At 72.9% G+C, this 26,100-nt stretch carries 23 protein-coding genes; 13 read left to right on the top strand and 10 right to left on the bottom strand.

Features of this window, described 5'->3' with window-relative positions; translation table 11 throughout:
• Window positions 1-23: 23 nt before the first annotated feature.
• Entirely contained in the window at window positions 24-1,685 is a 1,662-nt protein-coding gene (locus tag ACZ51S_RS05470) for a PLL family lectin (protein WP_468802597.1), read from the bottom strand.
• Between the two features lie 342 nt (window positions 1,686-2,027).
• On the opposite strand from ACZ51S_RS05470, the gene ACZ51S_RS05475 reads away from it, so the two are divergent.
• Window positions 2,028-2,681, top strand: coding sequence for a cutinase family protein (locus tag ACZ51S_RS05475; RefSeq protein WP_468474771.1), 654 nt, complete (start codon window positions 2,028-2,030; stop codon window positions 2,679-2,681).
• An 88-nt stretch (window positions 2,682-2,769) separates the two neighbouring features.
• Here the strand turns inward: ACZ51S_RS05475 and ACZ51S_RS05480 are convergent, their stop codons facing one another.
• Entirely contained in the window at window positions 2,770-3,861 is a 1,092-nt protein-coding gene (locus ACZ51S_RS05480; protein WP_468802598.1) for an AfsR/SARP family transcriptional regulator, read from the bottom strand.
• A 282-nt stretch (window positions 3,862-4,143) separates the two neighbouring features.
• On the opposite strand from ACZ51S_RS05480, the gene ACZ51S_RS05485 reads away from it, so the two are divergent.
• Window positions 4,144-5,214, top strand: a complete 1,071-nt coding sequence (locus ACZ51S_RS05485) for a polyprenyl synthetase family protein (protein WP_468802599.1) — start codon at window positions 4,144-4,146, stop codon at window positions 5,212-5,214.
• Between the two features lie 334 nt (window positions 5,215-5,548).
• On the opposite strand, the gene ACZ51S_RS05490 is transcribed toward ACZ51S_RS05485, so the two are convergent.
• Window positions 5,549-6,250 (bottom strand): hypothetical protein, encoded by a 702-nt coding sequence (locus ACZ51S_RS05490; protein WP_468802600.1) that lies wholly within the window; start codon window positions 6,248-6,250, stop codon window positions 5,549-5,551.
• 691 nt (window positions 6,251-6,941) lie between these two features.
• On the opposite strand from ACZ51S_RS05490, the gene ACZ51S_RS05495 reads away from it, so the two are divergent.
• From ACZ51S_RS05495 to ACZ51S_RS05505, 3 genes are all read left to right on the top strand, one after another.
• A complete protein-coding gene (locus ACZ51S_RS05495; RefSeq protein ID WP_468474767.1) occupies window positions 6,942-8,387 on the top strand; it encodes an MFS transporter in 1,446 nt (481 codons plus the stop codon).
• A gap of 319 nt (window positions 8,388-8,706) precedes the next feature.
• Complete coding sequence (locus ACZ51S_RS05500) at window positions 8,707-10,164, top strand: MFS transporter (protein WP_468474766.1); 1,458 nt, start codon at window positions 8,707-8,709, stop codon at window positions 10,162-10,164.
• A gap of 132 nt (window positions 10,165-10,296) precedes the next feature.
• Window positions 10,297-10,980: an adenosylcobinamide amidohydrolase gene (locus ACZ51S_RS05505; RefSeq protein WP_468802601.1), complete on the top strand. Its 684-nt coding sequence runs from the start codon at window positions 10,297-10,299 to the stop codon at window positions 10,978-10,980.
• A 52-nt stretch (window positions 10,981-11,032) separates the two neighbouring features.
• Here ACZ51S_RS05505 and ACZ51S_RS05510 read toward each other — a convergent pair whose 3' ends face one another.
• Window positions 11,033-11,908, bottom strand: coding sequence for a PaaX family transcriptional regulator C-terminal domain-containing protein (locus tag ACZ51S_RS05510; protein WP_468474764.1), 876 nt, complete (start codon window positions 11,906-11,908; stop codon window positions 11,033-11,035).
• 7 nt (window positions 11,909-11,915) lie between these two features.
• The gene (locus ACZ51S_RS05515; protein WP_468802602.1) at window positions 11,916-12,548 is read right to left on the bottom strand and encodes a GNAT family N-acetyltransferase; all 633 of its coding nucleotides are present in this window, start codon (window positions 12,546-12,548) and stop codon (window positions 11,916-11,918) included.
• 117 nt (window positions 12,549-12,665) lie between these two features.
• Between ACZ51S_RS05515 and ACZ51S_RS05520 the strand changes: the two genes are divergently transcribed.
• From ACZ51S_RS05520 to ACZ51S_RS05540, 5 genes are all read left to right on the top strand, one after another.
• A complete protein-coding gene (locus ACZ51S_RS05520; RefSeq protein WP_468802603.1) occupies window positions 12,666-13,730 on the top strand; it encodes an alpha/beta hydrolase family protein in 1,065 nt (354 codons plus the stop codon).
• 244 nt (window positions 13,731-13,974) lie between these two features.
• Window positions 13,975-15,492 (top strand): alpha/beta hydrolase family protein, encoded by a 1,518-nt coding sequence (locus ACZ51S_RS05525; protein WP_468802604.1) that lies wholly within the window; start codon window positions 13,975-13,977, stop codon window positions 15,490-15,492.
• 68 nt (window positions 15,493-15,560) lie between these two features.
• Complete coding sequence (locus ACZ51S_RS05530) at window positions 15,561-16,196, top strand: VOC family protein (protein WP_468474760.1); 636 nt, start codon at window positions 15,561-15,563, stop codon at window positions 16,194-16,196.
• A gap of 276 nt (window positions 16,197-16,472) precedes the next feature.
• Entirely contained in the window at window positions 16,473-16,889 is a 417-nt protein-coding gene (locus tag ACZ51S_RS05535) for a hypothetical protein (RefSeq protein ID WP_468802605.1), read from the top strand.
• A gap of 74 nt (window positions 16,890-16,963) precedes the next feature.
• Window positions 16,964-17,218 carry a winged helix-turn-helix domain-containing protein gene (locus ACZ51S_RS05540; RefSeq protein WP_468802606.1) on the top strand — a complete coding sequence of 85 codons (255 nt, stop codon included), beginning with the start codon at window positions 16,964-16,966 and terminating at the stop codon, window positions 17,216-17,218.
• 71 nt (window positions 17,219-17,289) lie between these two features.
• Here the strand turns inward: ACZ51S_RS05540 and ACZ51S_RS05545 are convergent, their stop codons facing one another.
• Entirely contained in the window at window positions 17,290-18,171 is an 882-nt protein-coding gene (locus ACZ51S_RS05545; RefSeq protein ID WP_468802607.1) for a potassium channel family protein, read from the bottom strand.
• A gap of 418 nt (window positions 18,172-18,589) precedes the next feature.
• Here ACZ51S_RS05545 and ACZ51S_RS05550 point away from each other — a divergent pair, with 418 nt between their 5' ends.
• Both ACZ51S_RS05550 and ACZ51S_RS05555 read left to right on the top strand, forming a co-directional pair.
• Window positions 18,590-19,042, top strand: coding sequence for an ATP-binding protein (locus tag ACZ51S_RS05550; protein WP_468802608.1), 453 nt, complete (start codon window positions 18,590-18,592; stop codon window positions 19,040-19,042).
• 413 nt (window positions 19,043-19,455) lie between these two features.
• Complete coding sequence (locus ACZ51S_RS05555) at window positions 19,456-20,628, top strand: PP2C family protein-serine/threonine phosphatase (protein ID WP_468474755.1); 1,173 nt, start codon at window positions 19,456-19,458, stop codon at window positions 20,626-20,628.
• Window positions 20,629-20,664: 36 nt separating this feature from the next.
• Here the strand turns inward: ACZ51S_RS05555 and ACZ51S_RS05560 are convergent, their stop codons facing one another.
• The 3 genes from ACZ51S_RS05560 to ACZ51S_RS05570 form a co-directional block, all read right to left on the bottom strand.
• On the bottom strand, window positions 20,665-21,168 hold the full coding sequence (locus tag ACZ51S_RS05560; protein ID WP_468802609.1) for a MarR family winged helix-turn-helix transcriptional regulator: 504 nt from the start codon (window positions 21,166-21,168) through the stop codon (window positions 20,665-20,667).
• Between the two features lie 98 nt (window positions 21,169-21,266).
• Window positions 21,267-22,538, bottom strand: a complete 1,272-nt coding sequence (locus ACZ51S_RS05565; protein WP_468802610.1) for a PP2C family protein-serine/threonine phosphatase — start codon at window positions 22,536-22,538, stop codon at window positions 21,267-21,269.
• Window positions 22,535-23,560, bottom strand: a complete 1,026-nt coding sequence (locus tag ACZ51S_RS05570; protein WP_468802611.1) for a SpoIIE family protein phosphatase — start codon at window positions 23,558-23,560, stop codon at window positions 22,535-22,537. The genes ACZ51S_RS05565 and ACZ51S_RS05570 overlap by 4 nt, the downstream gene beginning before the upstream one ends.
• A gap of 550 nt (window positions 23,561-24,110) precedes the next feature.
• Here ACZ51S_RS05570 and ACZ51S_RS05575 point away from each other — a divergent pair.
• On the top strand, window positions 24,111-24,614 hold the full coding sequence (locus ACZ51S_RS05575) for a MarR family winged helix-turn-helix transcriptional regulator (protein WP_468474751.1): 504 nt from the start codon (window positions 24,111-24,113) through the stop codon (window positions 24,612-24,614).
• Between the two features lie 92 nt (window positions 24,615-24,706).
• On the opposite strand, the gene ACZ51S_RS05580 is transcribed toward ACZ51S_RS05575, so the two are convergent.
• Window positions 24,707-25,987 (bottom strand): PP2C family protein-serine/threonine phosphatase, encoded by a 1,281-nt coding sequence (locus ACZ51S_RS05580; protein ID WP_468802612.1) that lies wholly within the window; start codon window positions 25,985-25,987, stop codon window positions 24,707-24,709.
• Between the last annotated feature and the right edge of the window lie 113 nt (window positions 25,988-26,100).

Below are 26,100 nucleotides of genomic sequence, written 5' to 3' on the forward strand. Positions count from 1 at the left end.
AGGGGGGCCGCTCACGCCTCGCTTCAGCCGATCGCGGGGCCGGAGTCGTTCAGCCAGCCCCACTCCGACCAGCTGGTGAAGCCGGTCTGCCACCTGTGGTGGACGCCGGCGCGGCTGGTGCCGAACACCTCGATCCGGCCGTCGGCGTTGTTGCTCGCGCCGATCGCGGTGCCGCCGCCACCGAAGGTCTCCCACGGGGCGTACGACCCGTTCGGGCCGGTCTGCCAGGCGTGGCTCGCGGTGTCGGCGTTGATCGCGAACACCTCGACGCGGCCGTCGACCGACCGGGAGGTGGTCAGCTCGGCGTTGGCGACCCCGCCGGTGCCCGTCCACTGCGACCAGGAGGCCGGGCCGGTCTGCCAGCGGTGGAAGACGCCCTGGGCGTTGGAGGCGAACACCTCGAGCCTGCCGTCCTGGTTGTGGCTGGCGGTGACGGCGTGCCCACCGCCGCCGAAGTTCTCCCAGGCGGACCAACCGCCGTTGGCGCCGGTCTGGTAGAGGTGCTCGAACGTCGCGTCCGACAGCGCGAACACCTCGAGCCGCCCATCGGGGGCGTTCTCGATGGCGAGCCGCGCACGGGCCGGGCCGCCGCCGGTGCCCTCCCAGGCCGCCCAACCGCCGCTGGGCGCGGTCTGCCAGCGGTGGAACACACCGCTGGTGTTGGAGGCGAACACCTCGATACGGCCGTCGGCGTTGTTGCCCGCCGCCAGCCGGTACCCTCCGGTGCCGAAGTTCTCCCAGGCGGACCAACCCCCGCTGGGCGCGGTCTGCCAGATGTGATCGAACGTGCTGTCCGACAGTGCGAACACCTCCAGCCGGCCGTCCGCGTTGGACGCCACCGCCAGCTGCGCATCGCGCGGACCGCCCGCGAACCGCCACGGCGACCAGGCGCCGTTCACCGCCGTCTGCCACGCGTGGTAGACGCCGTCGGCGCCGGCGGCGAAAGCCTCCAGCCGCCCGTCCGCGGACCGGCCGGACACCACCCGGCCCGAGGCGTACGGGTGGGCGGGGCCGCCGCCGGTGCCGGACCACAGCGCATTGGCGATGAGGGTCGCGTCGCCGGCCTCGACCGCGTACAGGCCGCGCAGGTCCTCCCTCGGCCGCTGGACGTTCCAGCAGACGTCACCGATCGCCTCGTCGTTCCACCTTCCGCCCGGGAACAGGCGTTCCATCTCGTCGAGGAAGGCGTTGGTGGCGTAGGCCGGGTTCAGGCGCTGTTCCCGGGTGCCCCACCAGTCCTGCTGCTGGAACAGTCCGAGGCTGGTGTAGTCGACGGCCTGGGAGTAGTTGTTCATGCTGCTTTCCACGATGATCGTGGCGATGGCGATCGCCGCGGCCCTCGGGTTGAGCCCCCGGTCCTTCACCGCCTGCGTGACCATCCGCGCGCAGGACACCTTGTAGGCGTTCAGGTAGCCGGCCATCTTCGCGTGCAACTGCGGGTTGAGCTGGTCGGCCATGATGCCGTCGGCGGCCGACGGGCCGGCCGGATCACAGGGCTCGGTCGGAATGGCCAGCCCCTCCGGGCCCGCGAAGTACCGGGAGACGCCGGACCGTTCGGCGCCCGGATCCGGACCGGGCCCGGGACGGGCGATGGAGACCGAGGGGGTCATCCCGATGACCAACGCCCAGATACCGGCCACGACGGCCAGTCTGGTGAGCACGCGGTACAAGCCGTTTCCTGCCACTGTGTACCTTTCCGTGGTGAAGTGAAGTCAGCGAAGTGCAGTGCGGTTGCGGTGCGGGTGCAGCGAAGTGCGCGGAATCCGGCGGGCTCCCGGCCCCGGCCCTGCCGCATGGCCCGCACGCCCCGCCGGACCCTCCGGTCGTCGGTGGCCGACAGTAGGGGTCATCGATGAAATGCCGATGGAATCGGCCGGTACCACCTGGATTCGAGGCCGCCCTGTCCGTCGGCCCCGCGGGTTTCATCGGGATGTCATCGGCCGCTGTCACGGTCGTCGGGTGACTTCGGCCGACCGCGTACCGCATCGGAAAGCAGACGCGCGGGCCGACTACTTCGGGAGGATCGAATGCGAACCAGGCGGATCGCGGCCGCGTCAGCCGGACTTCTGCTGACGGCCGGGCTTTCGGTGGCCCAGGCGCCCACGGCCCAGGCGGCGGCCTCGTGCGAGGGCACCTACACGATCGTCGTCGGTGGCACGGGCAGCTCGTGGAACAACGACGGCTTCTACGGCAACATCCAGCAGCACGTCGGATACCCGACCCAGATCCCCAACGGCGCGAGCGCCCGGGCGGGGGTCAACGAGCTGAACCGCCTGGTCCGCGACCAGCGCGCCGCGTGCCCGGACCAGCACGTCAAGATGGGCGGGTATTCCCTGGGTGCCGCGGTGGTGCACATCTGGGTCACCGAGAACTGGCAGACGTTCGACAACGTCAACGCCGTTCTCATCGCGGACCCCAAGCGCCAGGGCCCTCCCGGCGCCAACGGCGGAGCCGTGCCGTTCGGCGGTTTCGTCGGTGCTCCGCTCGCCGGCGCCGACAGGTTCTTCGGCAACGTGCCGGTCAAGACGATCTGCCACTGGGACTACGTCTGCGACGAGTCCGCCGGAATCTGGACCTACCCGAACAACCACGTCAAGAACTACCCGGCCGACTTCAACATGGATCACCACAACGACAGCGCCAACGAGCAGTGGTACAACGGCGCCTGGTACCCCGCGTAATCACGGAGTCGGCCCTCGGCCCTCGGCCCTCGGGCACGGCTCGGGCACGGCCTCGGCCTCGGCCGGGAAGGACCTTCCGTCCGGCCCCTCAGGACGTACGCGCCTCCACCCGGCCAAGGGGGGTGAGGCCGAGGCCGGCTTCGTCACCGAGGAGGATCATCTGCCGCGTCCGCCGCAGCATCCGGCTCGGAGGAACCCCCAGGTCGCCGGCCAGACGGCGGCGGGTGCGGTCGAACACGGTCAACGCGTCGGCCTGTCGGCCGTGCCGGTACAGCGCCCTCATCAGCATCGCGGCCAGCGGCTCGTTCAGGGGGTGTGCCGCGGACAGGGCGAACAGTTCGGCGATCGCTTCCGCGTCCTGGCCGAGGCGCAGCTGCCACTCCACCTTCCGCTGCACGATGGCGATCCTGCGCTCGGTGAGCCGCAGCCGCTCCAGTTCGGCGAGCGGCCCGGGCAAACCGGCCAGGAGCTCCCCGTGGAAGAGCTCCAGGGCCCGGGCACACAGGCGCACCGCTTCGGCCGGTTCGCCCGCCCGGTGGGCCGCCCCGCTGTCGGTGACCAGTTGCTCCATGCGGATCAGGTCCACGTCGACCGCGCCCGGCACGAGCCGGTATCCGCGTCGGGCGTGCTCGATGACCGCGTCCGGACCGTCTCCCGCGCGCAGGGCCTTGCGCAGTCGGTAGACGTACACCGGCACCACGTTCGCGGCCGGCGCTTCCGTCCCCCATACGTCGTCGAGCAGTTCCTGCCGGCTGAGGGTCCGCCCGGCGCACAGCGCCAGCGCCGCCAGTACGGCTTGCTGGCGCAAGTGCCCCAGGTTCAGGGGCCGCCCGTCATGCCATGCCCGCAGCGGTCCGAGTACGGAGATCCGTACCTCCGGTCCCGCCGTCCGGCCGGAGGCGGTCGACGGCGGTGCGGGGCTCACCGCCCGCGTGCGCGGGCCGGACCCGGGGACGACCAGGCCGCAGTCGAAGGCGTGGACGATGGCGGCGGCCCGGTCGCGCAGCCCGAGCTTCACGAGGATCCGCGCGAGGTGTTCGGCCACGCCCTCCTCGGAGAGGGAGAGGGCGGCGGCGATCTCGCCGTCCCCCAGGCCGCAGCCGATGGCGGCGAGCACCTCGCGCTCCTGCTGCCCGAGCACGGCGCCGGTCGGGCGGTCGGTGGTGGCGGTCGTCGGCATCACTGCTCCCCGGGCTCCGGACTGGTCGGTCTGACGGACGCGGTCGACAAGGTAGTGGGGTCCACCCGGACAAGGCACCCGGAACGATCCGGAGTGACAGATCCTCTCCGCGCTCCCCGCGACCGTCGCGACCATCGCGGACCGTGCTCCGCGTGGACCGGTGCTCGAAGCCCCCCAGTACACTTCCTGACCCCGTCGCGGCCGACCACGGGGCACGAGCCCCGACCGTCGCACGGCCACCGTGGTGTGCCCCGGCCGTACCCCGAGCAGGAAGAACGCGTCATGACCCAGCAGATCCTCGAGCGTGTCGCCGGATACGAGCACCGGTTCAACGCGCTCTTCGAGGAGTACTTCGACACCGTGGGTGCCGCGCTCGACGCGCCGCCGTCCAGCCGGTTCACCCCGGAATGCCTGCGGTTGCTGCGGGAGTTGTCCTTGCGGGGCGGGAAGCGGATACGGGTCGTCCTGCTGCATGAGGCGGCGCGCCTGGTGACGGACGAGCCGGTCGGCGGACTGGACGCCGCGGCACTGAGCATCGAGCTGCTGCAGACCCACGGCCTCGTGCACGACGACCTCATCGACGACAGCCCCACCCGCCGCGGCGGCCCGTCCACCTACTACGCCTACCGCGAGCAGTTCCCCGACCACCCGCAGACGGCTCTCGGTCTGACCGTGCTCGCGGGTGACCTGGCGCTCGCCCTGTCGTTGCGGGTGCTGCTGGAGGCGGAGGTGTCCGTCGCGGTGCGGCAGGCCATGGTCGAGGTGCAGACCCGGGCGGCGGCCGACACGTTCATGGGCCAGATCATCGACCTGGAACGCGACTTCGCCGCCGCACCGGACGAAGACGTCCTGCACCGCGTGGCCGACTACAAGTCCGCCCGGTACTCGATCCTCGCGCCCCTGCAGCTCGGCCTCCTGGCCGCGGGCGAACCGTTGGCGCCCCGGGACGAGGAGCTGCGGGAGTACGCGCGGCTGGTGGGGATCTGCGGGCAGATGCGCGACGACTACCTGGACCTGTTCGGGGATGCGGCCGTCATGGGCAAGCCGACCGGTACCGACCTCCGCGACGGCAAGCACAGCTACACCGTCCGCGCCCTGCTGTCCGCCGTCGACGACGCGGAGCGCCGCGTGGTGGTGGCGGCGCTCGGTGACCGGTCCTGCCCGCCGGAGACCGTCGCCGCCGTCCGCGAGATCGCGGAGCGCCGCGGGGTGACGGGCAGGATGCGGGCGGACATGCACCGCCATGCGCAGCAGGCGTCCGCGGTGGCCGCGGGCTGGCGGTCGCGGTGGCGGGATGAGGCGGTCACCTTCTTCGAGCAGCTGCCGCTGTGGAGCGTCGAACGCGCCGGGTGACCGACGGCCCACGACCGGTCGTCGGGGTGCCGCAGGACGTGCGGGAGTGCCACCGGCGGGTCTCGTTCAGGGCGGTGGCCGAACAGCACGCTCGCCGTGCGGATCGGCGGCCGGTCCGGGTAGGCGCATGCCAGGGACTTCCGTCCGACGCGAAGGCGGCCGCCTACTGGGGTCTGGGGCTGGTGACCGCCGCCGCGTTCTTCGCATCGCCGCTGGCGTACGAGCTTCGACCCCGCCACACGAGTCCTGCTCGGCATCGTCTCCGCGCGTGACGTCAACCACGCCGTCACCTGGCTCGCCCCCACGCGGCCCCGTCCCCGATCGCCGGCGGGGGTCAGGAGGCGGCGGCCGCGTAGTGGTCGAGGTACTCCTGGAGGTGGGGGGCCGGCCCGGCGCCCTGGTCGGTGGTGTTCAGGTGCATCCACAGCTCGTTCTCCACCACGAAACGGTAGGCGAACTCCTCGAAGGTCGAGGCGCACCGCACCAGCGACTCCGCCGCCGCGGCACGGAACTCGGCCGCCTGCGCCGCGGTCAGTTCATGCTCGGCGAGCTCCACGTCCAGGTCCAGGTGCGAGAAGACCACGAACGTCTCCCCCGAGGGACGCAGGTACACGTACCAGATGACGCAGTCCTGCTGGTCCCGGAGGAACCGTACGAGGCGCGCGCCCTCCTCGACCGGGCTCCGCAGCGCGCCGGACAGGTCGCTCCAGCAGGCGGTCACCGACACCTCGTCGAACGCGCGGCAGAGGCTGCCGCTGCGGTAGAAGGTGCGGAAGTCGGCGGGAAGGCGCAGGCCGAGGGGGGCCAGGTCCGCCTCCACGGCCGCGAGGTGCTCCCCGTGGCCCGGCTCCGGCCCGTCCGGCGTACCCGGCCCACCCAGCCACCCGAAACCACCGTCGAGGCGGCCGGAGTCCAGGGAGGGCAGGCCGTCCAGCGGGTAGACCTCGTAGGTCGACTCGCACGGCCGGTGGGAGCCGAGGTCGGTGGCGCACCATCCGGTGGGGAAACGGAAGGGTGCGGGTGCGGGTGCGGACATGAGGGTTCCCTTGGACGTTGCCGGTTCAGCGGTACGGTCACATCCTCGTACCCGCCACTGACACCCGACGGACGACCTCGTGTACGACGGCCGGTCCGGCTCCGCCGCGCGCGCCCGCCCGAAGGACACCGCGCTGCTGCGGCACGAGGGACCGCGCCCGGTACGTCCCCGACGGGCACGGTCGACGCGGCAGCCCCGCCCGGAACCGCAACACCGACCCCCGGAACAACCAGCACGGCGCCTTCACCCGGCCCGCGGCGCGCGCCGGCCAGGCGCGGCAAGAGCCCGACCCTCGCACTCCACCAGGGCAGCGGCCCCGACCGCACCCGTCTCCTGCCCGGCCCACCGACCGGCACCGCGCCGGGAGGCTCCGGCGGTGAGTAATCGCGTTGCACCGGCGTTCGCGGGTCTTCTAGCCTGTGGCGGTTCCGTCGGTGCCCGTTCCGGGGCCCGACGCTGTGTTTCGAGGTGATGACGTATCTCCCAGGCCAAGTAAGTAGCCGCTCGTTCCGAGGCTCTTTTCCGGTTGTCCGCGATGGCGGGCTTCCGACGCATGCCTCGACGGCGGTGCTCCCTGGTGGCCTGGGCTCGTTGCACCCTGTTTCTCCCTGTCGCGCTGTAGGCGCGCGGAGGCATGCCCAGGCCTGCCCCTGCCCCCTATTCCTTCTGTACGCGAACAGGAATTCTCCTCGTGTCAACCGACACCCATACCCACGGCCGGCCGCGCCCCACAGGGGCCGGCCGTGCCGCCACGGTCATCCTGGTCGTGGTGCTGATCGCCGAGCTGATGAACGCGCTCGACGGCTCGATCGTCCACACCGCCCTGCCCTCCATCCAGGCGGACACCGGTGCCTCCAGTGCCGTGGTGCAGTGGATCCCCGCCGCTTACACCCTCACCTTCGCCCTCGCCCTGATCACGGGCGGGCGCCTGGGTGACCTCTTCGGGCGCAAGCGGGTCTTCATCGCCGGCACCGTGCTGTTCACGCTGGCGTCGCTGCTGTGCGGGATCGCGACGGGCCCCGAGTTCCTGGTCGCCGCCCGGGCCCTTCAGGGCGCCGGCGCGGCAGCGATGGTGCCGCAGGTCATGGCCACCATCGCGGTCACCTTCCAGGGCGAGTCGCAGGCCAAGGCGTTCGGCATGTACGGCATGATCATGTCGCTCGGTGGCGTCCTCGGCCCGGTCCTGGGCGCCGTCCTGACCTCCGCCGACATCGCCGGTCTCGGCTGGCGGGCGATCTTCCTGATCAACCTGCCCATCGGCCTGGCCACCGTGCTGTTCGCCGTCCGGTTCATCCCGGAATCGCGGGACCAGCAGGCCAGGCGTCTGGACCCGCTGGGCATGCTGCTCTCCAGCGCGGGCCTGCTCCTCCTCGCCTACCCGCTCACCGTGGGCGGCGAGAAGCACTGGCCGACGTGGAGCTTCGTCATGCTCGTCGCGGGCGCCCTGGTGCTGGCGGCGTTCGTGGTCCAGCAGCGGGCGAAGACCCGCAAGGACGGCTCCGCCCTGGTCGCGCTGTCGCTCTTCCAGAGCAAGGCGTTCGCCGGCGGGCTCGCCGCCCAACTGGTCTTCGGCCTGGTCTCTGGCGTGTTCCTGCTGACCTGGGTGCTGTTCATGCAGTCCGGCCTCGGGCTTTCGCCCGGGCGGTTCGCTCCCGCGTCCGTCGCCATCTCCATCGGCGGCATGGCCGGCGCGATGCTCGCCTCCAAGTGGGCGGGCGCCCACATGCGGCGCGTGCCGCAGGCCGGGGCGGTGCTGATCGCCGCGACGCTGGCCGGCTACCAGCTGCTGGTCTCCGCCCAGCAGACCGGGATGCCGTTCGTGGCCGCCGTCGCGCCGATGATCCTCGTCGGTGCCGGGTTCGGCCTGGTCGGCGCGGGTCTCGCCGGCCTCACCCTCAGCCAGGTCGGCCACGGGGACGCCGGCTCCGCAGCGGGGCTGTTCAACACCGCCATGCAGCTCGGTACCGCACTCGGTATCGCGACGGCCTCCGTGGTGTTCTTCAACCACGCCCCCGCGGGCAGCCACGGCACCACCGTGACCGAGGCGTTCGCGGGCAGCGTCTGGTACGTCGTCGCCGCTCTCGCGGTGATGTGGGCGCTGATGTTCCGGCTGCCCAAGCCGGCCAAGGCCGCCTGAACCGCGGCCGGCGGCCCCACCCCGTGCGGGGCGGGGCCGCCGGCCCGCCGCGGGCCCCGAGTGCGTCTCCGGCCCAGATCTTCCCCACCAGCCCAGGCGGACGTGTTCCGCCGTCCTCGACGTGAGAGGTGATGACTTATCGCCCAGGCCCGATAGCCGTCCCCGTTCCGGCACGGACAGCACCCGCGCGGTGCCGTACCGGCGTGCCCGTAACGGACGGCTCCCCTGGCCCGGGCCCGCCTCTTCCTGTGCGCAGTCGGCGTACGCGGCCCCGGGCCGCCCGTTCCCCGGCCCTCACCGCAACAGGAGTCTTCTTCCCGTGTCCCTCGACACCGACCGGACCACCACCAGCAGCCCGCCCCGCCCCGCACCCCCGGCCCCCGGACGGGCCCGTGCCGTCACCCTCGCCGTCGTCCTGACCGCAGAGCTGATGAACGCGCTCGACGGCTCCGTCGTCTACACCGCTCTGCCCTCCATCGCCGCCGCCACCGGCGCCACCACCGCGGCCCTCCAGTGGATCGACGCCGCCTACGTCCTGACCTTCGCCCTCGGTTTGATCACCGGCGGCCGGCTCGGCGACCTCTACGGCCGCAGGCGCATCTTCTTGGCCGGTACCGCCGCTTTCACTCTGTCATCGCTGCTGTGCGGGCTCGCGGGCGGTCCTGACGTGCTGATCGCCGCCAGGGTGCTCCAGGGCGCGGCGGCCGCCGTAATGGTGCCGCAGGTCCTCGCGACCCTGCACGTCACCTTCGACGAGGGCTCCCGGGCGAAGGCGTTCGGACTGTACGGGACCGTCATGTCGCTCGGCAGCGTCGTCGGCCCGGTCCTGGGTGGGGTCTTGACCCAGGCCGACCTGTTCGGCCTGGGCTGGCGGCCCATCTTCTTGATCAATCTGCCCATCGGCATCGCCGCCGTCGTCCTCGGCCGGCGCTTCCTTCCCGAGTCCCACGACCGCACCTCGCACCTGGACCCGCTCGGCGCGTTCCTTTCCGGCCTCGGCCTGCTGCTGATCATGCTCCCGCTGACGATGGGGGGCGAACACGACTGGCCCGTGTGGACGTTCGTCACGATGGCCGCCGGCCCGCTCGTCCTGACGGCGTTCGTGGTCCAGCAGAAGATCAAGTCGCGCAAGGACGGCTCCCCTCTGGTCGTCCTCTCCCTCTTCACCGGCCGCACCTTCAGTGCCGGGCTCGCCACACAACTGGCCTTCGGCCTCCTGTCCGGCGTCTTCTTCCTGTCCTGGGTCCTCTTCATGCAGAACGGCCTCGGCCTCACTCCGGGCCAGGCCGCCGTCGGCTTCGTCGCCGCCTCGCTCGGCGAAATGGGCGGCGCCTGGCTCGCGATGGGCCTCGTCGCGCGCTACGGACGAGCCGTGCCGCAGGCCGGTGCCCTGCTCGCCGCAGCCACCTTGTGCGGCTACCACCACCTCATCACCGCCCACGGCGCGGGCATGGGAACCTTGCCGGCCGCGGCACCGATGCTCGCCGCCGGCTTCGGTCTCGGCATGATCGGTGCGCCTCTCGCCGACCTGACCCTCGGCAAGGTCGCCCACCACCACGCGGGATCGGCCTCCGGCCTCTTCAACACCGCCACCCAACTGGGCATCGCGCTGGGCACGGCCCTGACCACCGTCGTCTTCTTCACCCACATCAGCGCCGATACCCGCGGCCCCGCCGTGAGCACGGCCTTCGCCGACAGCCTGTGGTACGTCGTCGGCACACTCCTCGCGATGTGGGCGCTGATGCTCCTGCTTCCCCAACGGGACCGCTCCAGCTGACGTATGGGAGGTGCGAGGTGCACGTCGCCCTCCTCGAAAACGCTCGTCCCGCGAAGGACACGGGGTCGATCAAAGGATGGAGCACCCGCGTACCATCAGCCGGTCCGCCGTCCCATGAAGGAGATCCGCCCGGTGACCGTCGTCCTCCCCCCGCCCCGCACCGTCCCGTTGCTCGCCGTGCGGCAGTTGACGCGGATCGAGGACGGCGAGGAGCTGCGGGCCTTGCTGTGGTCGGCCGGGCCGGGATGGCGGATGATCAGCAGCGCGGTCGTGGGCGGTGGCATCGGCGAGCGGGGCTGGGTGCTCAACGCCCAGGTGTCCCATGGCTACCGGCGTACGGACCCGGGCCGGCACCTGGCCGAGGTGGCGGGCGCGGTGAGCGCGCACGGCGGCGGGGTGGGGATGATGACGGCCGCAGACGTCTCGGCGTACGCCCACGCCCGCGACGAAGGCGTCGAGACCGTCGCGACCGCGGGTGTCACCGTCCGCGGATGGGCCGCCTCCCCGGCGGAAGGCACGCCCCCGCCGACGGAGCCGGGCACGATCAACATCATTGCCGCGCTTCCCGTCGCCCTGTCCGATGCCGCCCTGGTCAACGCGGTCGCCACCGCCACCGAGGCCAAGGTCCAGGCGCTGCTGGAAGCGGGGTACGACTGCTCCGGCACCCCCACGGACGCGGTCTGCATCGCCGCACGCGCCCCGCGTCCCGGGAAGGAGGTCCATGCCTTCGCCGGTCCCCGCTCCGTATGGGGCGCCCGCCTGGCGCGCGCCGTCCACAGGGCCGTACACGAAGCCGTGCCCGCACCGGAACGTTGATTGCCCGGCGGGAGCGGAGGCACGGACTCATCAGGGCGGGCGGACCCCCTCCTCAGCGCCCGGCACGGTCCGCCGCTTCTCGGGTGATGTCGGCGTAGAGGCGGAAGAGGGCCGGACGGGCTTCACCGTGCTCTCGGTGGTGCAGGGCGGCCCAGCACCGGGCGACGAGCTCCCGGGCCTGGGTGCCGGGCCAAGGCTGGGGCAGGAGCTGAGACGGCAGGAGCGGGTCGGGTTCCATGGCGCGGGTGAGTTCGGCGGCCAGTTCGACCGCGATGGTGAGGAGTACGGAGGGGGAAAGCCGGTCGGGGCCGGTGAGCCGGGCCAGGCGGGGCTCGGCGAGGCGGCCGAGGCGGTGGTAGCGCTCGGCGATCTCCTGCAGGGGCCACAGCCGGCGGGCGAGTTCGGCGGGCTCCCGGGTGGCGCCCCTTCGCAGGTCCGTCGTGGTGAGGAGGGTGAGCGCGTCATGGGCGCCGAGGCGGCGGGCCGCTTCCTCGACGTACGGTTCCCAGGTGTTGGCGCAGACGTACAGTCCGCCCTGGAGCGGGGCGCCGCCGAGGTGGACGAGGGTCTCGCGCAGGGAGTCGCGGGCCGTGCGCGCCGATTCGGGCACCGCGAACGCGGCGAGGTGCCAGACACCGTCCCAGGGCGCGAGCCCGGCGTCCTGCCGGAACGCGTGCCGCAGGAAGTCCGCGTTGGGGGCGAGGGTACGCATGGTGTCCGCGGTGGCGTGCAGCTGCGCCTTGCGGCCGCGGCCTTCGTGGGTGAACCGGCCCTCGGCCACGAGGCGTTTGACGCACAGCCGCACCTGCTGGTCACTCATGCCCAGGGTGTTGGCGACGGTGTAGAGCTCGTCCGCGCCGACGGTGCCGTCCTCGCGGATCAGCGCGTGGACGAGCATGCGGGTGGGGATCTCGATGTGTTCGGTCATGGTGTGCTCAGTCTCCCGGTCCGTTCCCGCCGACGGGGCGGTGCATGGTGGTCACCGCGCCGAAGCCCATCAGCCCGCGGAGCCAGGGCGTGCGCTCGGTCCGTACGGCCGTGAAGCCGCGCCGCTCGTACAGCGCCCTGGCGCGCGGGTTCGTGTCGATCACGTCCAGTCGGATCTCCCGGCAGCGCTGCTCGGAGGCGACCGCGGCCACTTCTTCGATGAGCAGGCTCCCGACGCCGCGGCCACGCATGCCCGGGTCCACGGCGATGCCGTCCATGACGAGCTGCCGGGGGGCCGGGTGGCGTTCGAACAGGGCGAGGAGCAGGAGCCGGTGCAGTCCCCGCAGGTGTCCGTACGCGCGCAGCACGGCGGCGGCCGAGCCCCCGGTGAGGGCCCGGCCGCCGAGCTGGTAGCCGGCGAGGCCGACGAGCCGCCCGTCGAGGAACGCGCACACCGCGCGGTCGGCGTTCAGGTGGGCGGCGAGGAAGGACACCGCCTTGTCCGGCGGGTTCAGGGCGGGGCCGAGTTTGCGGCCGAAGGCGTCCCAGTACAGCTCGGCCGCCCGCCGCTCGGCTCCGTCCGGTATGCCCCGCCGGACCGTGACCGGCCCGGTGCCGGTGTCCGTCGCGTCGAATCCCATGCCGTTCCCCCTCTTGTCGCCGTACCCTCCACGCAAAACTATCACTTGATGAACGATCGTTCCATGAGCGATAGTTCCGATACTGCGTGAAGAACCGAACAGAGGCGGTCAGACGTCATGTCTCCCAAGCTCCAGCCCCGACGGCGCGGGCTCCGCATCGCCGTGTGGTCGCTCGTCCCGGTCCTGCTCGTGGCCGCCGGTCTCGTCGGCGTGGCGCTGTGGCAGAACACCTACGCCATGGAGGAGCGACGGGTCTCGATACGCCACGGCGGCCACACCCTCAACGGAGTACTGGCCACCCCCAGGGACGGCCGCGAGCGGCACGGCCTGGTCGTGTACGTCCACGGCGACGGCCCCGTCAGCGCCACCCACGACGACGGGTACAAGCCCATGTGGGAAGCGAACGCCAGGGCCGGATACGCCTCCCTGTCCTGGGACAAACCCGGAGTGGCGGGCGCACCCGGCAACTGGCTCGACCAGTCCATGGACGACCGGGCCGACGAGGCCGCAGCCGCCATCGCCTGGGCGCGCGCCCGCCCGGACATCGACGGCGACCGGATCGGGCTCTGGGGCGCCAGCCAGGCGGGCTGGGTCGTGCCGAAGGTCGCCGCCAAGACGCCCGTGAGCTTCGTCATCGCCGTCTCGCCCGCGATCAACTGGCTCCAGCAGGGCCGCCACAACCTGCTGGCCGAGCTCCGCGCCGCCGGCGCGTCGGAGGTCCGCGTCCAGGCCGAGATCACCAGGAGCGAGGCGACACGCCGGCTGCTGGAACGCCACGCGACCTTCGAGGAGTACGTCAGGGCGATGGGCGGCGACGCGAACGGCATGACCGCCGATCGCTGGGGCTTCATCTCCAAGAACCACACCGCGGACGCCACGCACGATCTCCGCGCTCTGCACGGCGTACCCGTCTTGCTGACCCTCGCCGGCCACGACGTCAACGTGGACACCGCCGACACGGAGCGCGGCTACCGCGGGGCGCTGGACGGAGGCGGCGCCCTGACGGTCAAGCGGTACCCGGACGGAGCCCATTCGCTGCTCAAACGGTCCATCGAGCAGTCGGGCCTCAAGACCACGCTCACCGCGCTCCTCTCGCCCCGTTCGCTCTTCGCGGAGGGATTCCTGGACGACCAGCGGCGGTTCCTCGAGGATCTCGGCCCGGGCGGCAACGCCACTCCGTGACGCCCGGCGCGACTGACGGTCAGAGGTGCGGCACCGTTCCCACCAAGCCGACGGGCCGGCGCGAGCACGAGAGCCACCGCGCCCCCGAACGCTTCCCCCGCCGCGCATCAGCCCGGCGTCGGAGCGCGAGGTGCCGGGGTACGACCGCGGGAGGAGACCCGCCACCTCCTGCGGTCGCACGCCGGGTGCCGGTCCGGGGCGCCCGGCTGCCACTCCGGTCGCATTCGGCGGCGACCCGGGGCCGATGCGGCGGCGCGGGCCCGGCGCCGAGCATGGCCGGGTGACCGAAACCATCCCGGGGCTGTTCCTGTCCCTTCCGGAAGTCCTCGTCCTGCTGGGCGCCGTCGCGCTGCTGGTGGCGCGCTGGCTCCCCCCGGCCGCCCGCCGGCCCGTCACCGTCGCGGCGGGGGCGGTCCTCGTGCCGTCGGCGCTCGTGCTGGGCGTCGTGGGGATCCGCTGGCAGATGCTGCCGGTCCTGTCCGGCGCCGCCGTCGCCTCGGCGTTCGCCCTCCCGCCCCTGCTGCGGCGCGGTGCCGGCCGACCGGCGTGGCGGGCCCGCTGGTGGCTGGCCCTGCCGGGATCGCTGGCCTGCGCCGGCCTGATCGCCACCGGCCCGGTAGCCGCTTGGGCCTTCCCCGTGCCCGTCTTCCCCGAGCCGACGGGAGCCTTCGCAGTCGGCACCCGGGTGGTGCAGTGGACCGACCCGCAGCGCCCCGAGGGTTTCACCGCCGATCCGGACGACCGGCGCACGGTCGTGGTCCAGCTCTGGTACCCGGCGCGGAAGAGCCCCGCGGGCATCCCTCGGGCCCAGTACCTGGGACGCACGGAGGGCGAGGCGCGGACCGTCTCCGAGGCCCTCGCCGACGGGGTCGGCCTGCCCGGTTTCCTGGTCGACGGCGTCCCGAGGGCCCGCAGCCGCGCGGTCGTCGACGCCCCGGTGGCCGGCGGGGGTGAGCGGTTCCCGGTCGTCCTCTTCTCCCCGGGGTCAAGCGGGGTGCGGTCCCAGAACACGGCCTGGGCGGAGGAGCTGGCCAGCCACGGCTACCTGGTCGCCGCCCTCGACCACCCGTACGACTCCAGCGTCGTCGTCCTCGCCGACGGCCGCACGATCCGCACCGTCACCGCCTCCTCCGGGGACCGCGACAAGGACGCGGAGCTGGCCGCCGGCTGGACGGCCGTCCGGGCCGCCGACCTCGGCTTCGTACTCTCCCGGCTGGAGCGACTGGACCACGGTGAGACCGCCGACCCGCTGGCCGGACGCCTGGACACCGGCCGCGCCGCCGTGGCCGGCCACTCCCTGGGCGGAGCCGCCGCCCTGCGGGCGGCCCGGCAGGACCGCCGGTTCGACGCCGTCATCGACCTGGACGGCTACCCCCACGGCCCCACCGCGCCCGCCCTGGAGCAGCCGGCGCTCGCGCTCACCCAGGAGATCACCGCCGGCACGGACCCGCGCTACCTGCCCCGGCTCACCGAGGCCCTCGAGAACAACACCGCGACGAGCTACCGGCTCACCGTCCCCGGCGCCGGGCACCTCACCTTCATGGACGGCCCGCTCTACCTGCCGCCGGTGCCCTCGATCGTCGGCACCCTGGGCCGCACCGAGAGCCCGCGCGTCGTCGTCGCGGCCACCCTCGCCTTTCTGGACGCCACTGTGCGAGGCCGCCCCGGCGAACTGGCCGACGCCCTCCGGGCCTATGGCACGGTCTCGTCATCATCAGGGGCCCGGGGAACCGCGACGCCGGCCCCGGAGCCCCGCGGCTGAATCCACGGCGTCCGGGGTGGCGTGCGTGGCGCCGGGATTTGTGCGGGTTGTCGGGTGATGATGGCGCGGTGCGACTTGATCACGTGTCCTACGCGGTGGCCCGCGACAGCTTCGTCTCGACCGTCCAGTGGATCGGATCGGCCCTCGGAGCCGGGTTCGTCGACGGGGGCGTGCACCCGCGGTTCGGCACCCGCAATTTCGTTCTCCCGCTGAGCGGCGGCACCTACGTGGAGGTCGTCACCACACTCGACCACCCCGCCGCCGACCGCGCGCCCTTCGGCCAGGCGGTCGCGCGCCGCGCCGCCGAGGGCGGCGGCTGGCTCGGTTGGGTGGTCTCCGTCGACGACATCGCCCCGGTCGAGGCCCGCCTCGGCCGCACCTCGGCCGAGGGCCACCGTGTCCGTCCCGACGGCTACGACCTGAGGTGGAAGCAGATCGGCCTGCTGGAACTGCTGGACGACCCGCAACTCCCCTACTTCCTCCAGTGGTTGGTCCCCGCCGAGGAGCGCCCGAGCGCCGGCCCGCGCACCTCCACCACCATCCGCGGGGTCTCCATCGCCGGCGACGCCGCCTCCATCGCCGAATTCCTCGGCGAACCGGCCGACCACCCCCTCGACCAGATCGACGTCACCTGGGTCGAGGACGAGGAACCGGGCCTGGTCTCGGTCGAGTTCGCCACCGCCCACGGCCCGGTCACGATCTGACCGGGCCCGCCGATCTGCTCACGGCAGCTCGCGGTTGCCGCCGGCCGGTCCGTCGGGGTGCTGCGACGGGGGGAGCGGATCTGCGCGACGGGCCGGGCGGTGACCCCGTCCACGGCGGTGAGCAGTTCCGGGCGCGTCGCCGACCAGCCGGGCGGCACCGGTGTCCGGCCCCAGGAGCGTGGTGTCGCCACCCCTTTGGCAAGTAGTTGCTACTATGGCAAGTACATGCCGGGTAGACAGGTACGAGGTGCCCGGCGACCACGGGAGGGGTTCGGGATGGGTGAACAGGCTGACGCGGCCGCGGCGTTGAAGGGGATCGCGCGGATCGAGGCGACAGCGCGGGGGCGGAGCGGCTGGCACTCCCGCTACCTGTGGCTGTTCGCCGCGTGGCAGCTGGTCCTCGTGCCCGCGGTGCTGCTGTGGCACGGGCCGAGGGGAACGATCGTCAGCACACTGGCGAACGCCCTCGTGGTCGTGGGGCTGTCCGTGTTCGCCGTGCGGCAGCCCGTGGTTCCGCGCGGCTACGCCGGCCGGCACCTCAGGGTGATCGGCGCTTGGGCGGTCACCTACGCCTTGACTCTCGCCCTCGGCCTCACCGCCTTCGTGGACAGCGTCGCCTTCGCGGCCGCGGCCGCCCTCGCGTGTGCGCTGCCGGCCGGCTTCACGGCCTGGCGGGAGGCGCGCTCCGCATGACCCCTGAAACCGCAGCGGCCGCGGGGCGGGGTCCTCACCCGCGACACGGGCTCGAAACCCTCCTGGCGTCGGCCGTGCGCCTGTCGATCGTCGCGGCCCTCGCCGGCGTGGAGAAGGCCGAGTTCGCCTACGTGCGCGACCTCGTGGAGATCACCGACTCCGCATTGTCGAAACAGGTCTCGCGCCTGGAGGAAGCGGGCTGGGTGACGGTCGAGAAGGGACAGGTCGGCCGCCGGCCGCGGACCTGGCTGCTCCTGACCGAGGCCGGAGCCGCCGCATACCGGCGTCACATCGCCGCGCTCACGGCGATCGCGGGCCCCCTGCACTGACGCGGAGCGGCGCACGGGGCCCTGTTCCGGCCGGCGTTCGCACCGTCCCCGGAGCCGTGGAGCCGCGCGGGTCAGGCGCCGCCCCCGGCGTGGCGGCCGTGATCACTCGCGAAGGCCGCGAAGACCTGGCGCGCCGTGCCTCCGGCATGCAGGAAGCGTTCGTCGAGGATGGCGGCCAGGTCGTCCAGCGCCGCCCTCAGCACCGCGGCGGAGAGCCGGACGTCCGGGTGACGGGCGCCGGCCGCCTGGTCCGCCAGGTTCAGGGCCGAGGTGATCTGGCGGGCGAGGGAGGTGCGGTCGTCCCCGTCGTGGAAGTAGTAGGACTCGGCGTACTGCTGGAAGTCGACGGACACCACGGAGACGGCCCCCGCCAGGCCGTCGAGGATGGCCGCGCCCGCGTCGGCGTCGATCTGCTCCGTCGAAGGACGGGTACGGGCGAGGTGCGAGATCCGCAGGGCCAGGGCCCGGCGCCGGGCGAGGGCGGGGTAGATGCCGAGGGTCCAGGCCACCGTGGCGCTGAACAGGGCGAAACCGACGACGGCCTCCACGGGGGCGAGGATGCGCAGCCACCCCTCGGCGGGCGCGATGTCGCCGAGGCCGAGGGTGGAGATGTGGACCAGGGATACGTACAGGGCGTCCGGAAAGTCCGCGTGCTCGGCGGGGCGCAGACCGGAGGCGTAGGTGAAGGCCCGTGGCATGTGCGGCCAGTAGACGAGACCCCATCCCACGACCGCGGTGAGGGCCCACACCGCGACGACGGCCACCATCGCGACGGGGCCCGCCAGCCCTGAGGGTCCGCGGCGCAGCGGCCGGCGGGAGGACAGCCGCCAGAGCGTCGTCATGACCAGACGGCTGAGGCCGCCGTGGCGCGTGGGGTGCCATAGGGTGTGGAACACGTCCCGCAGGACGACCGACACGAGGACCGCGCCCCCGAAGGTGATCAGCCAGTTCATCCCCGTCGCCTTCCCCCTCATGGCGTCCTCAGCCCACCGCGGGAGCCCTCACGGGCGATCACCCAGCACGCCGTGTTCGCTCAGGAAACCTCAGATCCGGACAACGATCGCATCACCGACCCCCGGAAGCGCGCTTCGGCGCCTCTCGACAGCGATCCGCACCACTAAAGATCCCGTAAAGAGCGTGCCGATACGCCACTCCGCTTCGGCGCCGCCGCTCGCCGGACCACGGACCGCCGGCTCGCACCGGCTTCGCACGGCGAGGAAGAGCCCGGGATGCGGCTATTCGGCACGGCGTGACAGGCGGTGTTACACGCCTGTTATTCCGGGCAACTGCTTCGAGGTGGAAGCCGTCGTAACCGGAAGGCCAGAAGCCGAGGTGAGCCGCGTGAATCGCTGGGAGAAGAGCACAGCCGTTGTGTCGGCACGGGAAGTCGTCTGCCTCTCGGCACGCCGGCCCGGAGCTGCCGCGGAGGCGCGCAGGCGGGCACGGGGGTTCCTGCGGGGTCTGGACCCGGCCGTCGAGGAGGGCGTGGGCGACGCGGTCGTGCTGGTCGTCTCCGAGCTGGTCACCAACGCCCTGCGCCACTCGGGCGGCACGTGCTCCTTCGAGCTGGCGGCCGCCGAAGGCCATGTCGACGTCTGTGTGCGCGACACCGGCTCCCGTCTTCCGCTCATCCGTCCCCCCGACGTGAGCGGTGAGACGGGCGGGTTCGGACTGCCCTTGGTGCACCGCCTGGCGAACGCGGTCACGGTGACCCGCGAAGGGCGCGGCGGGAAGACCGTACGCGCCCGCATGCCGCGCCATCCGGCCCCGACGGCGCGCGGACGCAGGGCCGTGCCGTCCCCCTCTGGTGATGCCGCGGACTAAGCGGCCGCAATGCCTTCTCGATGTGCGCAGAGGTGGTGAAGGAGTCCGGAACTCCTCCGGCCGCTCCGCCGGAGCCTGGGGGCGGGGGACGGCCGCGCCGGCCGCACACCGAGTGCCGCCACGGCCGAGGCCGGGTCCGGCGAGGTCCCCCGAGGGAGAGGCCCGGGCGCAGGCGGTGACACGGCGCCGGCCGCCCTTCGACGGCTCCCCGTCGGCGAGTCTTCATCACGGGGCCGGTTGGCATTCTTAGTTGCCACATGACAACTATGAAGGTGGCTGACTGCCCCGACGGCTGTGGGACCCGCTCGGCCTGGTGGTCGTGCGGGCACCCCCGGCCGCGTACGGCTCATCATGCGCTCCCACACCACAGGTCTCTTCCCCTTTCGTAACGTCTCGACAGAATGGTCCTCACCATGACGAACTTCCTGGCCGTGGAGCGCGCTGTCCGCACGGCGGCCCCGGACGACCTCCTGCGTACTCTCCGCGACGCGCTGGTCGAGCACTTCGAGGCGACCGCGGTGGAGCTGCTCATGGCGGATTACAGTCTCACGTGCCTGCAGCCCGTGACCTTCCTGCCCCACACCGCTGAGCCGCTCCCCGTGCAGAGCACCCCCGAAGGCAGGGCGTTCGCCAGTCAGGAACCGTACCGGCAGGACGCGGCCGAGAACGGCGCCGTCGATCTGCATCTGCCCGTCACGGTACGGGGTGACCGGTTGGGGATCTTGACGGTGCGCCTTCCCGAGCACAGATGCACGTCCGAGGCCGTCCGCGAACTGAGGGAACTGGCAGAGCTGCTGGGGCACGAGATCATCGTGGCCGAACGCGACACCGACCTGTACCTCCAGGCACGCCGGGCCTCCCGGCTCACCCTGGCCGCGGAGATGCAGTGGCAGATGCTGCCCGCTCGCTCCTGTGCCCGTCCGGAGTACGCGATCGGCGCCCAGCTGGAGCCCGCTTACGACATCCACGGCGACAACTTCGACTGGTCCACCACCGGAGAGACCCTCACCCTGACCGTCACCAACGGCATGGGCAAGGGGATCGAGGCATCACTGCTGACGAACCTCGCCATCAACGCCCTCCGCAACGCCCGTCGGGCGGGCATCGGGATCGCCGATCAGGCCGCTCTGGCCGACCAGGCCATCTACGCCCGTTACCGGGGCGCTGAGTACGTCTCCACGCTCCTGCTGTCCGTCGAGCTGGCCACGGGGCGCGGGCACGTGGTGGACGCCGGCTCTCCGCAGCTGTGGAGGCTGCGGGACAAGACGGTGGAGCGCGTCGAGTTCGAGGCGCAGCTCCCCTTGGGCATGTTCGAGGAGACCCCTTATGTGACGCAGGACTTCGCCGCGCTGCCCGGCGACCGGCTGGTCTTCGTCAGCGACGGTGTGTACGCGGCCGCTTCCGCGGGCGGAGAGGCGTACAGCGAGCGGGCGCTGGCCCGGGCCATCCAGGCCACCCGTCTGCTGCCCGCCGCCGCGGTGCCGCGTGGCATCCTCCAGGAACTGGCCGTGCACCGTGGCGCGGACGCCGAGGACGACGCCCTGGTGCTGTGCATGGACTGGTTCGGCCGCGCGGTCGCGGGCTGAGGGGCACTGGCCCCGCCGCCCGGCGGCATCCGTCGATCAGGCGATGTCGCAGATGCCGTTCGCGGCGGGAGCTTCTTCGGTGACGCCCGTGTGTTCCAGGGCGGCACCGTGGAACGCGGTCATGCCCTCGAAGAGGGCTCGACGCTGCGCGGGCGACATGCGGGTGAGGACCGCCTGGAGCTCGCCCGCCCGGACGGCGCGTACGGACGCGAGGACGGCGCGTCCCCCGCGGCTGAGCCGCACCTCCAGTTCCCGCCGGTTGGACGTGGCGCGGGAGCGGTGGATGAGGCCGGCGGCTTCCAGCCGGTCGCACAGCCGGCTGACGGACGGGGGCGTCGAGCCGAGCACTTCGCCGAGGTCGCGCAGGTTCATGCCCTCCCGCTCGTCGATCACGCTGAGCGCGCGCAGCTGGGACGGCGGCACGGCGGTCATGGCTTCCTGACCGCGGACCCAAAGCAGGTCCAGCATCTCCAGGAGAGCGGACGCCTCGAGAGCCACCTGTTCGGGGTGGGGGGACGGCAACGGGAAGGCGTGCGGCATCGCACCAATCTAGTCACCCCTGCGGGCGTTCGCCAGCCCGCTCGCGTGTGCCCATCCGCGGCACACGGGGTGCCGCCCGGTCGGGATGCCGGTCCGGCTCATCTCTTCGGTCCCCTCATTCTGAAGGCCAGGGCCAGGGTGTCGTCGGCGTGGGACACGATGGTGTGCATGTCAGCCGCGACGGCGCCGGGAATCTCGGCCATCGGCAGGTGGGCGTGGTCGCGCAGTGCCCGGATCAGCCTGCGCTCGCCTTCGATCATGTCCCGGCGGCTCTCGGTGAGCCCGTCGGTGTACAGGAGCAGCAGGTCTCCCGGGGCGATGGGGACGGTCAGGACCGTGTCGCTGCCCGGTGAGGGGAAGCCGATGCCCCTGCCCCTCACCTCCAGGTAGTGCGCCGTGCCGTCATCCCGCAGGAGGAGGGCGGGCGGATGGCTGCCGTTGGCCAGTTGCAGTTCCCCGGTGGCCGGGTCGAGCCGGCCCAGGAGCACTGTGGCCATCAGGTCCGCGTCGATGGGTTTCAGGAGGTCGTGCGTCCGGGCCAGGAGCGACTGCAGGGAGTGTCCCTCCAGCGCCAGCGCCCGCACGGCGTGGGTGACGGTGATGGCGCTGCGGGTGCTGGTGACGCCATGACCCAGGGCGTCGACGACGGTGACGTGGACGGTCCCGTCGGGCATCACGAACCAGTCGTACAGGTCTCCGCCGGTGGGGGCGGCCGGGTCGGCGGGTGCGTAGTGGACGGCGAGTTCGAGGCCGTCGACTCGCGGTGGCGGGGGGCGCAGTGCATCCTCGAGTTCGCGCAGCACCCTGCCGTGGGCGCTGCGCGCCTGCTCTTCCTGCTCTGCGAGCTGTACGTAGAGGGCCAGGACGCCCGCGTTGGTCTCGGCCAGTTCGTGCTTGAGGAGCCGGTGGTCGGCCGCGAGCGAGTCCGCGAGGGCGAGTGCGGCGCGCATCTCCTCCTCGGCGTCGGCCTGGGCGTCCGCGTCGGCCCGGGCGTCGGTCCACCGCCCCGGGGACGTCTGCTTTCGGGGCGGGGGGAGCCGGCCCGGGGAGTGCGTGAGGGCGGTCCGCCAGGTGGCGGAGGTCGCCGTGGTGGTGGGGGCGGGCAGCGCCGAGCCGTCGCAGGCCAGGGCCGCGGCTGCCTGCGGGGCGGTCAGGGTGACGACGAGCTGGGCGCCGTCGTGTCCGGTGCCGCTGTCGCAGGCGGCGGCGAGCTCGACGTGGTGTCCGGCCTCGAACTGCCCCGTGGCCAGTTCCGTGACGGACAGGACCAGACGGCCGCGCACCTCGGCGGGCAGCCGGTGGTGGTGGGCGAGGGCGCGTACGGCCCGGCGCAGGGCCGTCACGTCGCGGAAGGTCTCACCGTGCGTCATCGTGAGCCGCAGGGCTGGGCCGCGACCACGGTGGCGTCGTCACGGGTGCGGTGGTAGCCGTGCACGAGGGCGGCGGCGAGCAGGGGGGCCGGCAGACGCAGCAGATGCGGCGGTGGGGTGTGGGCCCAGCGGAGGTCGATGCCGTCGCTGTGGAGTACGACGGTGGCGGCGCCGGCGAGGGGGAAGCCGTGCGTCCGGGGCGCCGGCATCCGCCAGCCGACCGTACCGGGCCGGCCGGTCAGCCGGTGGTGGACCTCGTCCGGGCCGATGGCCACGGCCCGGACGTTTCCGACGCCGCAGTACTCGGCCTCTCCGGCGGCGAGCCGCAGCAGGCCGACGGCGGCGCCGCGGGTGTGACGCAGGGTCCGGTGCATGGCGGCCATGATCTCCGTGAGCGGCCGTTCGGCGTGGGTCCGGAAGGTGCGCACCGCCGCCTGCGCGGCCTCGGAAGCGTCGGGGCCGTGCCCGAGGCCGTCCACCACGGCGGCGGTGCGCAGACCGGTGAGGTCGGTGACCGCTGCGGCGTCCCCGCACTCGTCCTCGTTCGCGGCGGGCAGGCTGAGGAGTCCTACCGCCTCCCGGGCCGCTTCGCGTGCGTCGGGAAGGGCGAGCCGGGCGCAGATCAGGGTTCCGGTGCCGGCACGCGTGCTGATGCTGAGGTCCGTGGCGATGCGGCGGACGGCGCCGAGCCCCGCGCCGAGGGTGCCCTTGGTGGTGTAGCCGTCGGTGAGGCAGCGTTCGAGTTCGGCCATGCCCGGCCCGCGGTCCGCGGCCAGGATCTCCAGGCCGCCGCCCAGCGGCAGCGGCTGGAGGTAGAGGCTGCCGTCGACGGCGTGCTTGTCGAGGTTTCCGGCGAGCTCGGAGGCGAGGACCGCCGCCTGGTCCGGCATGGCACCGGGCAGCCCGCATTCCCGTGCGAGGGACCGTGCGGTCTCGGCGGCGTCGTGCACGGCGCTGTGGTGGTCGATGCGCACCCGGCGGGTCGCCGGCGCGGGAGAGCAGGCCATCAGTGCGTCCACCACCTGTCGTGTTCCCCGGTCCTCATGTGGCGCCCCGTCCGGAGGCCGGGGGCCGCGGTGCGGCTGCGGCAGGCCCCGGCGGCCGGTGCTGTCGCTTCCGCCGCTCCAGCCGGGGCTCTGCGCGTGGGCGGGTACGGACCGCGCTGCTGATCACGAGGGTGCCTTTCGGGCAGGGGCCGGGGCCCGTCGGCAGGTCCGGATGTTTGCCTGACGGTAACTGTTGCCCTCCAGCAACTATAGGCGGGGCGGGCTTCCGAAGGAAAGCGGGACCCGCACCCGCCGGTCACTCTTCGCAGGCCGCCCGGCCATGAAGTCCTGGCGCTCCGTGGCGAGATGACGGCCGACGCCGGCCCGGCGCGCCGGCCGCTCCTCACCTTCCGGGTCGGGGACGCCACTCGCCGTCCGGGACAGGAGTTGCTCGTGCTGTCGTCGGTATACGGGCGGGACGCGGCCGTCCCAGAGGGCATACTCTCGTCAGAGAGGGCAGACGCGGGAGACCCCGCGCGGAGGCGGTGGCGGATGCCGGCGGCCTCTGGGGGCATTGCACCTGCTCATGGAGGCGACCGCCACGATGGACCGCGCGGAACCGGCCGACGCTCCTCTGTACGAGGCGTCCCGTGAGGTCGCGGACGCCGCCGAGGCGTTGGTGGACTGCTGGAACCGCGCGGGCCAGAACTCCTCACCCCGCCTCTCCGCCCTTCAGGTCCGGGCCCTGGTGGCCGTACGGCGCGCTCCGGGAGCCAACCTCTCCCGGTTGGCGGAGATGGTCGGCGCATCGGTTCCGGCAGCGAGCAGACTGTGCGACCGGCTCGAGGCCGCAGGCTTCCTGCGCCGCGACCGCGCCGCCACTGACCGCCGCGAGATCGGACTCTCCCTCACCAAGGACGGCGCGGACGCCCTCCTGTCCCTGTCCGAACGTCGCGCGGAGGACCTGCGCGACGTCCTGCGGCGCTTGCCCGACGCGGAACGGGACGTCCTCCTGGCCGGCCTGCGCGCTTTCACCCGCGCCGCACACCCCCCGGACAGCGCTCCACCCGGCCGCGCCCCTGGACCGTGAGCGGCCGCGGGGGCGCTCCGGCCGAACCGGTCCCACGGGCCGCCTTTGCACCGGTCCGGCCCGCCGTGCCTCCACCGAGCACCTCACCACCGTCACACGGGCCGAGGCGGCGCCGACGGCGGTACGCGGGGTGTGATCCGGACGGCCAGGGCGAGGGTGTCGTCCGCGTGCGGGACGACGGAGTGCATGTCCGCGGCGATGGCGGCAGGGACTTCGCGCAGAGGGCGGTCGGCGTGCGCCCGGGCCGACGCGATGAGCCTGCGCCCGCCTTCGACCGGATCCTCGCGGCTTTCCACGAGTCCGTCGGTGTACAGCAGGAGCAGGTCACCGGGGGCCAGGCGCTCCCCGCGCACTCCCTCACCGCCCGAGCCGGGGTAACCGATGCCCCTTCCCCGTGCTTCGAGGTACCGGGCGGTTCCGCTCGTCCGCACAAGAACCGGCGCGGGATGGCCGCCGTTGGCGATCCGGAGTTCCCCCGTGACGACGTTGAGCCGGGCCAGGAGCACCGTCGCCATCAGATCGGCATCGAAGGACATGAGGATGTGGTGGCTGCGGGCCAGGACGGAGTCCAGCGAATGCCCCTCCAGGGCCAGAGTGCGCACCGCGTGGGTGACGGTGATGGCGGTCCGGATACCGCGCACGCCGTGGCCCAGGGCGTCGACGACGGTGATGTGCACCGTGCCGTCCGGCAGGGCGAACCAGTCGTACAGGTCGCCGCCGGTCGGAGCGCCGGGATCGGCGGGGGCGAAGTGCACGGCCACTTCCACCCCCTCGACCTCCAGCGGCTCGGGGCGCAACGCGTCCTCCAGTTCCCGCAGCACCCGTCCGTGCGCCTGGCCGGCCTCCTCCTCCCGCTCCTCCAGGTGGACGTACAGGGCCAGGACCCCGGCGTTGGTCTCCGCCAGTTCGTGTTTGAGCCGCCGGCGTTCGGCCGCGAGCCCGTCCGCGAGGGCGAGGGCGGCGCGCAGTTCCTCGTCAGCCGCTCCGGTGTGGTCGGCCGGTGCACCGGGGCCGTGCTCGGGTCGGTCGGCGCACCGCGCTCCGCCGGGGAACGTGGATGCCGGGGCCGGCAGGGTGATGTTCCAGGTCACCGAGGTGGCGGAAGCGGCCAGCGCCGTCAGGGCGAGCCCACCGGCCTGCAGGGGGCACTGTGCCCGGGGAGCGGTCAGGGTGACGGCCAGGTGGGCGCCCGTGCCCGACGCGTCGCGGACGGCGGTCAGCCTGACGGGATGCCCGGCCTCGAATTCGGGGGCGGCCATGTCGGTGACGGACAGGACGAGACGTCCCCGCAGGTCGGCGGGCAGCCGGTAGACCGCGGCCAGGTCGCGCACCTCTTCGCGCAGCGGCGTCAGAGCCCAGAACAGCCGGCTCATGGTCGCGGGGTCCGAGCCGCCACCGCCGCCGCCCCGCCCGCGTCCTCCGGGTGGCCCGGAAGCGCGGACAGCGCCTCCGGGGGGCTCCGCAGGGGAAGTTGGACGCCCGGGGA

Source organism: Streptomyces sp. NPDC034043, assembly GCF_055575675.1.

Bases quoted from the DNA above. Each gene is read 5' to 3' on its own strand.
- ACZ51S_RS05475 (WP_468474771.1), top strand. From the start codon at position 2,028: ATGCGAACCAGGCGGATCGCGGCCGCGTCAGCCGGACTTCTGCTGACG.
- ACZ51S_RS05480 (WP_468802598.1), bottom strand. From the start codon at position 3,861: ATGCCGACGACCGCCACCACCGACCGCCCGACCGGCGCCGTGCTCGGG.
- ACZ51S_RS05485 (WP_468802599.1), top strand. From the start codon at position 4,144: ATGACCCAGCAGATCCTCGAGCGTGTCGCCGGATACGAGCACCGGTTC.
- ACZ51S_RS05490 (WP_468802600.1), bottom strand. From the start codon at position 6,250: ATGTCCGCACCCGCACCCGCACCCTTCCGTTTCCCCACCGGATGGTGC.
- ACZ51S_RS05510 (WP_468474764.1), bottom strand. From the start codon at position 11,908: ATGACCGAACACATCGAGATCCCCACCCGCATGCTCGTCCACGCGCTG.
- ACZ51S_RS05515 (WP_468802602.1), bottom strand. From the start codon at position 12,548: ATGGGATTCGACGCGACGGACACCGGCACCGGGCCGGTCACGGTCCGG.
- ACZ51S_RS05520 (WP_468802603.1), top strand. From the start codon at position 12,666: ATGTCTCCCAAGCTCCAGCCCCGACGGCGCGGGCTCCGCATCGCCGTG.
- ACZ51S_RS05525 (WP_468802604.1), top strand. From the start codon at position 13,975: ATGCGGCGGCGCGGGCCCGGCGCCGAGCATGGCCGGGTGACCGAAACC.
- ACZ51S_RS05535 (WP_468802605.1), top strand. From the start codon at position 16,473: ATGGGTGAACAGGCTGACGCGGCCGCGGCGTTGAAGGGGATCGCGCGG.
- ACZ51S_RS05545 (WP_468802607.1), bottom strand. From the start codon at position 18,171: ATGAACTGGCTGATCACCTTCGGGGGCGCGGTCCTCGTGTCGGTCGTC.
- ACZ51S_RS05555 (WP_468474755.1), top strand. From the start codon at position 19,456: ATGACGAACTTCCTGGCCGTGGAGCGCGCTGTCCGCACGGCGGCCCCG.
- ACZ51S_RS05560 (WP_468802609.1), bottom strand. From the start codon at position 21,168: ATGCCGCACGCCTTCCCGTTGCCGTCCCCCCACCCCGAACAGGTGGCT.
- ACZ51S_RS05565 (WP_468802610.1), bottom strand. From the start codon at position 22,538: ATGACGCACGGTGAGACCTTCCGCGACGTGACGGCCCTGCGCCGGGCC.
- ACZ51S_RS05575 (WP_468474751.1), top strand. From the start codon at position 24,111: ATGGAGGCGACCGCCACGATGGACCGCGCGGAACCGGCCGACGCTCCT.
- ACZ51S_RS05580 (WP_468802612.1), bottom strand. From the start codon at position 25,987: ATGAGCCGGCTGTTCTGGGCTCTGACGCCGCTGCGCGAAGAGGTGCGC.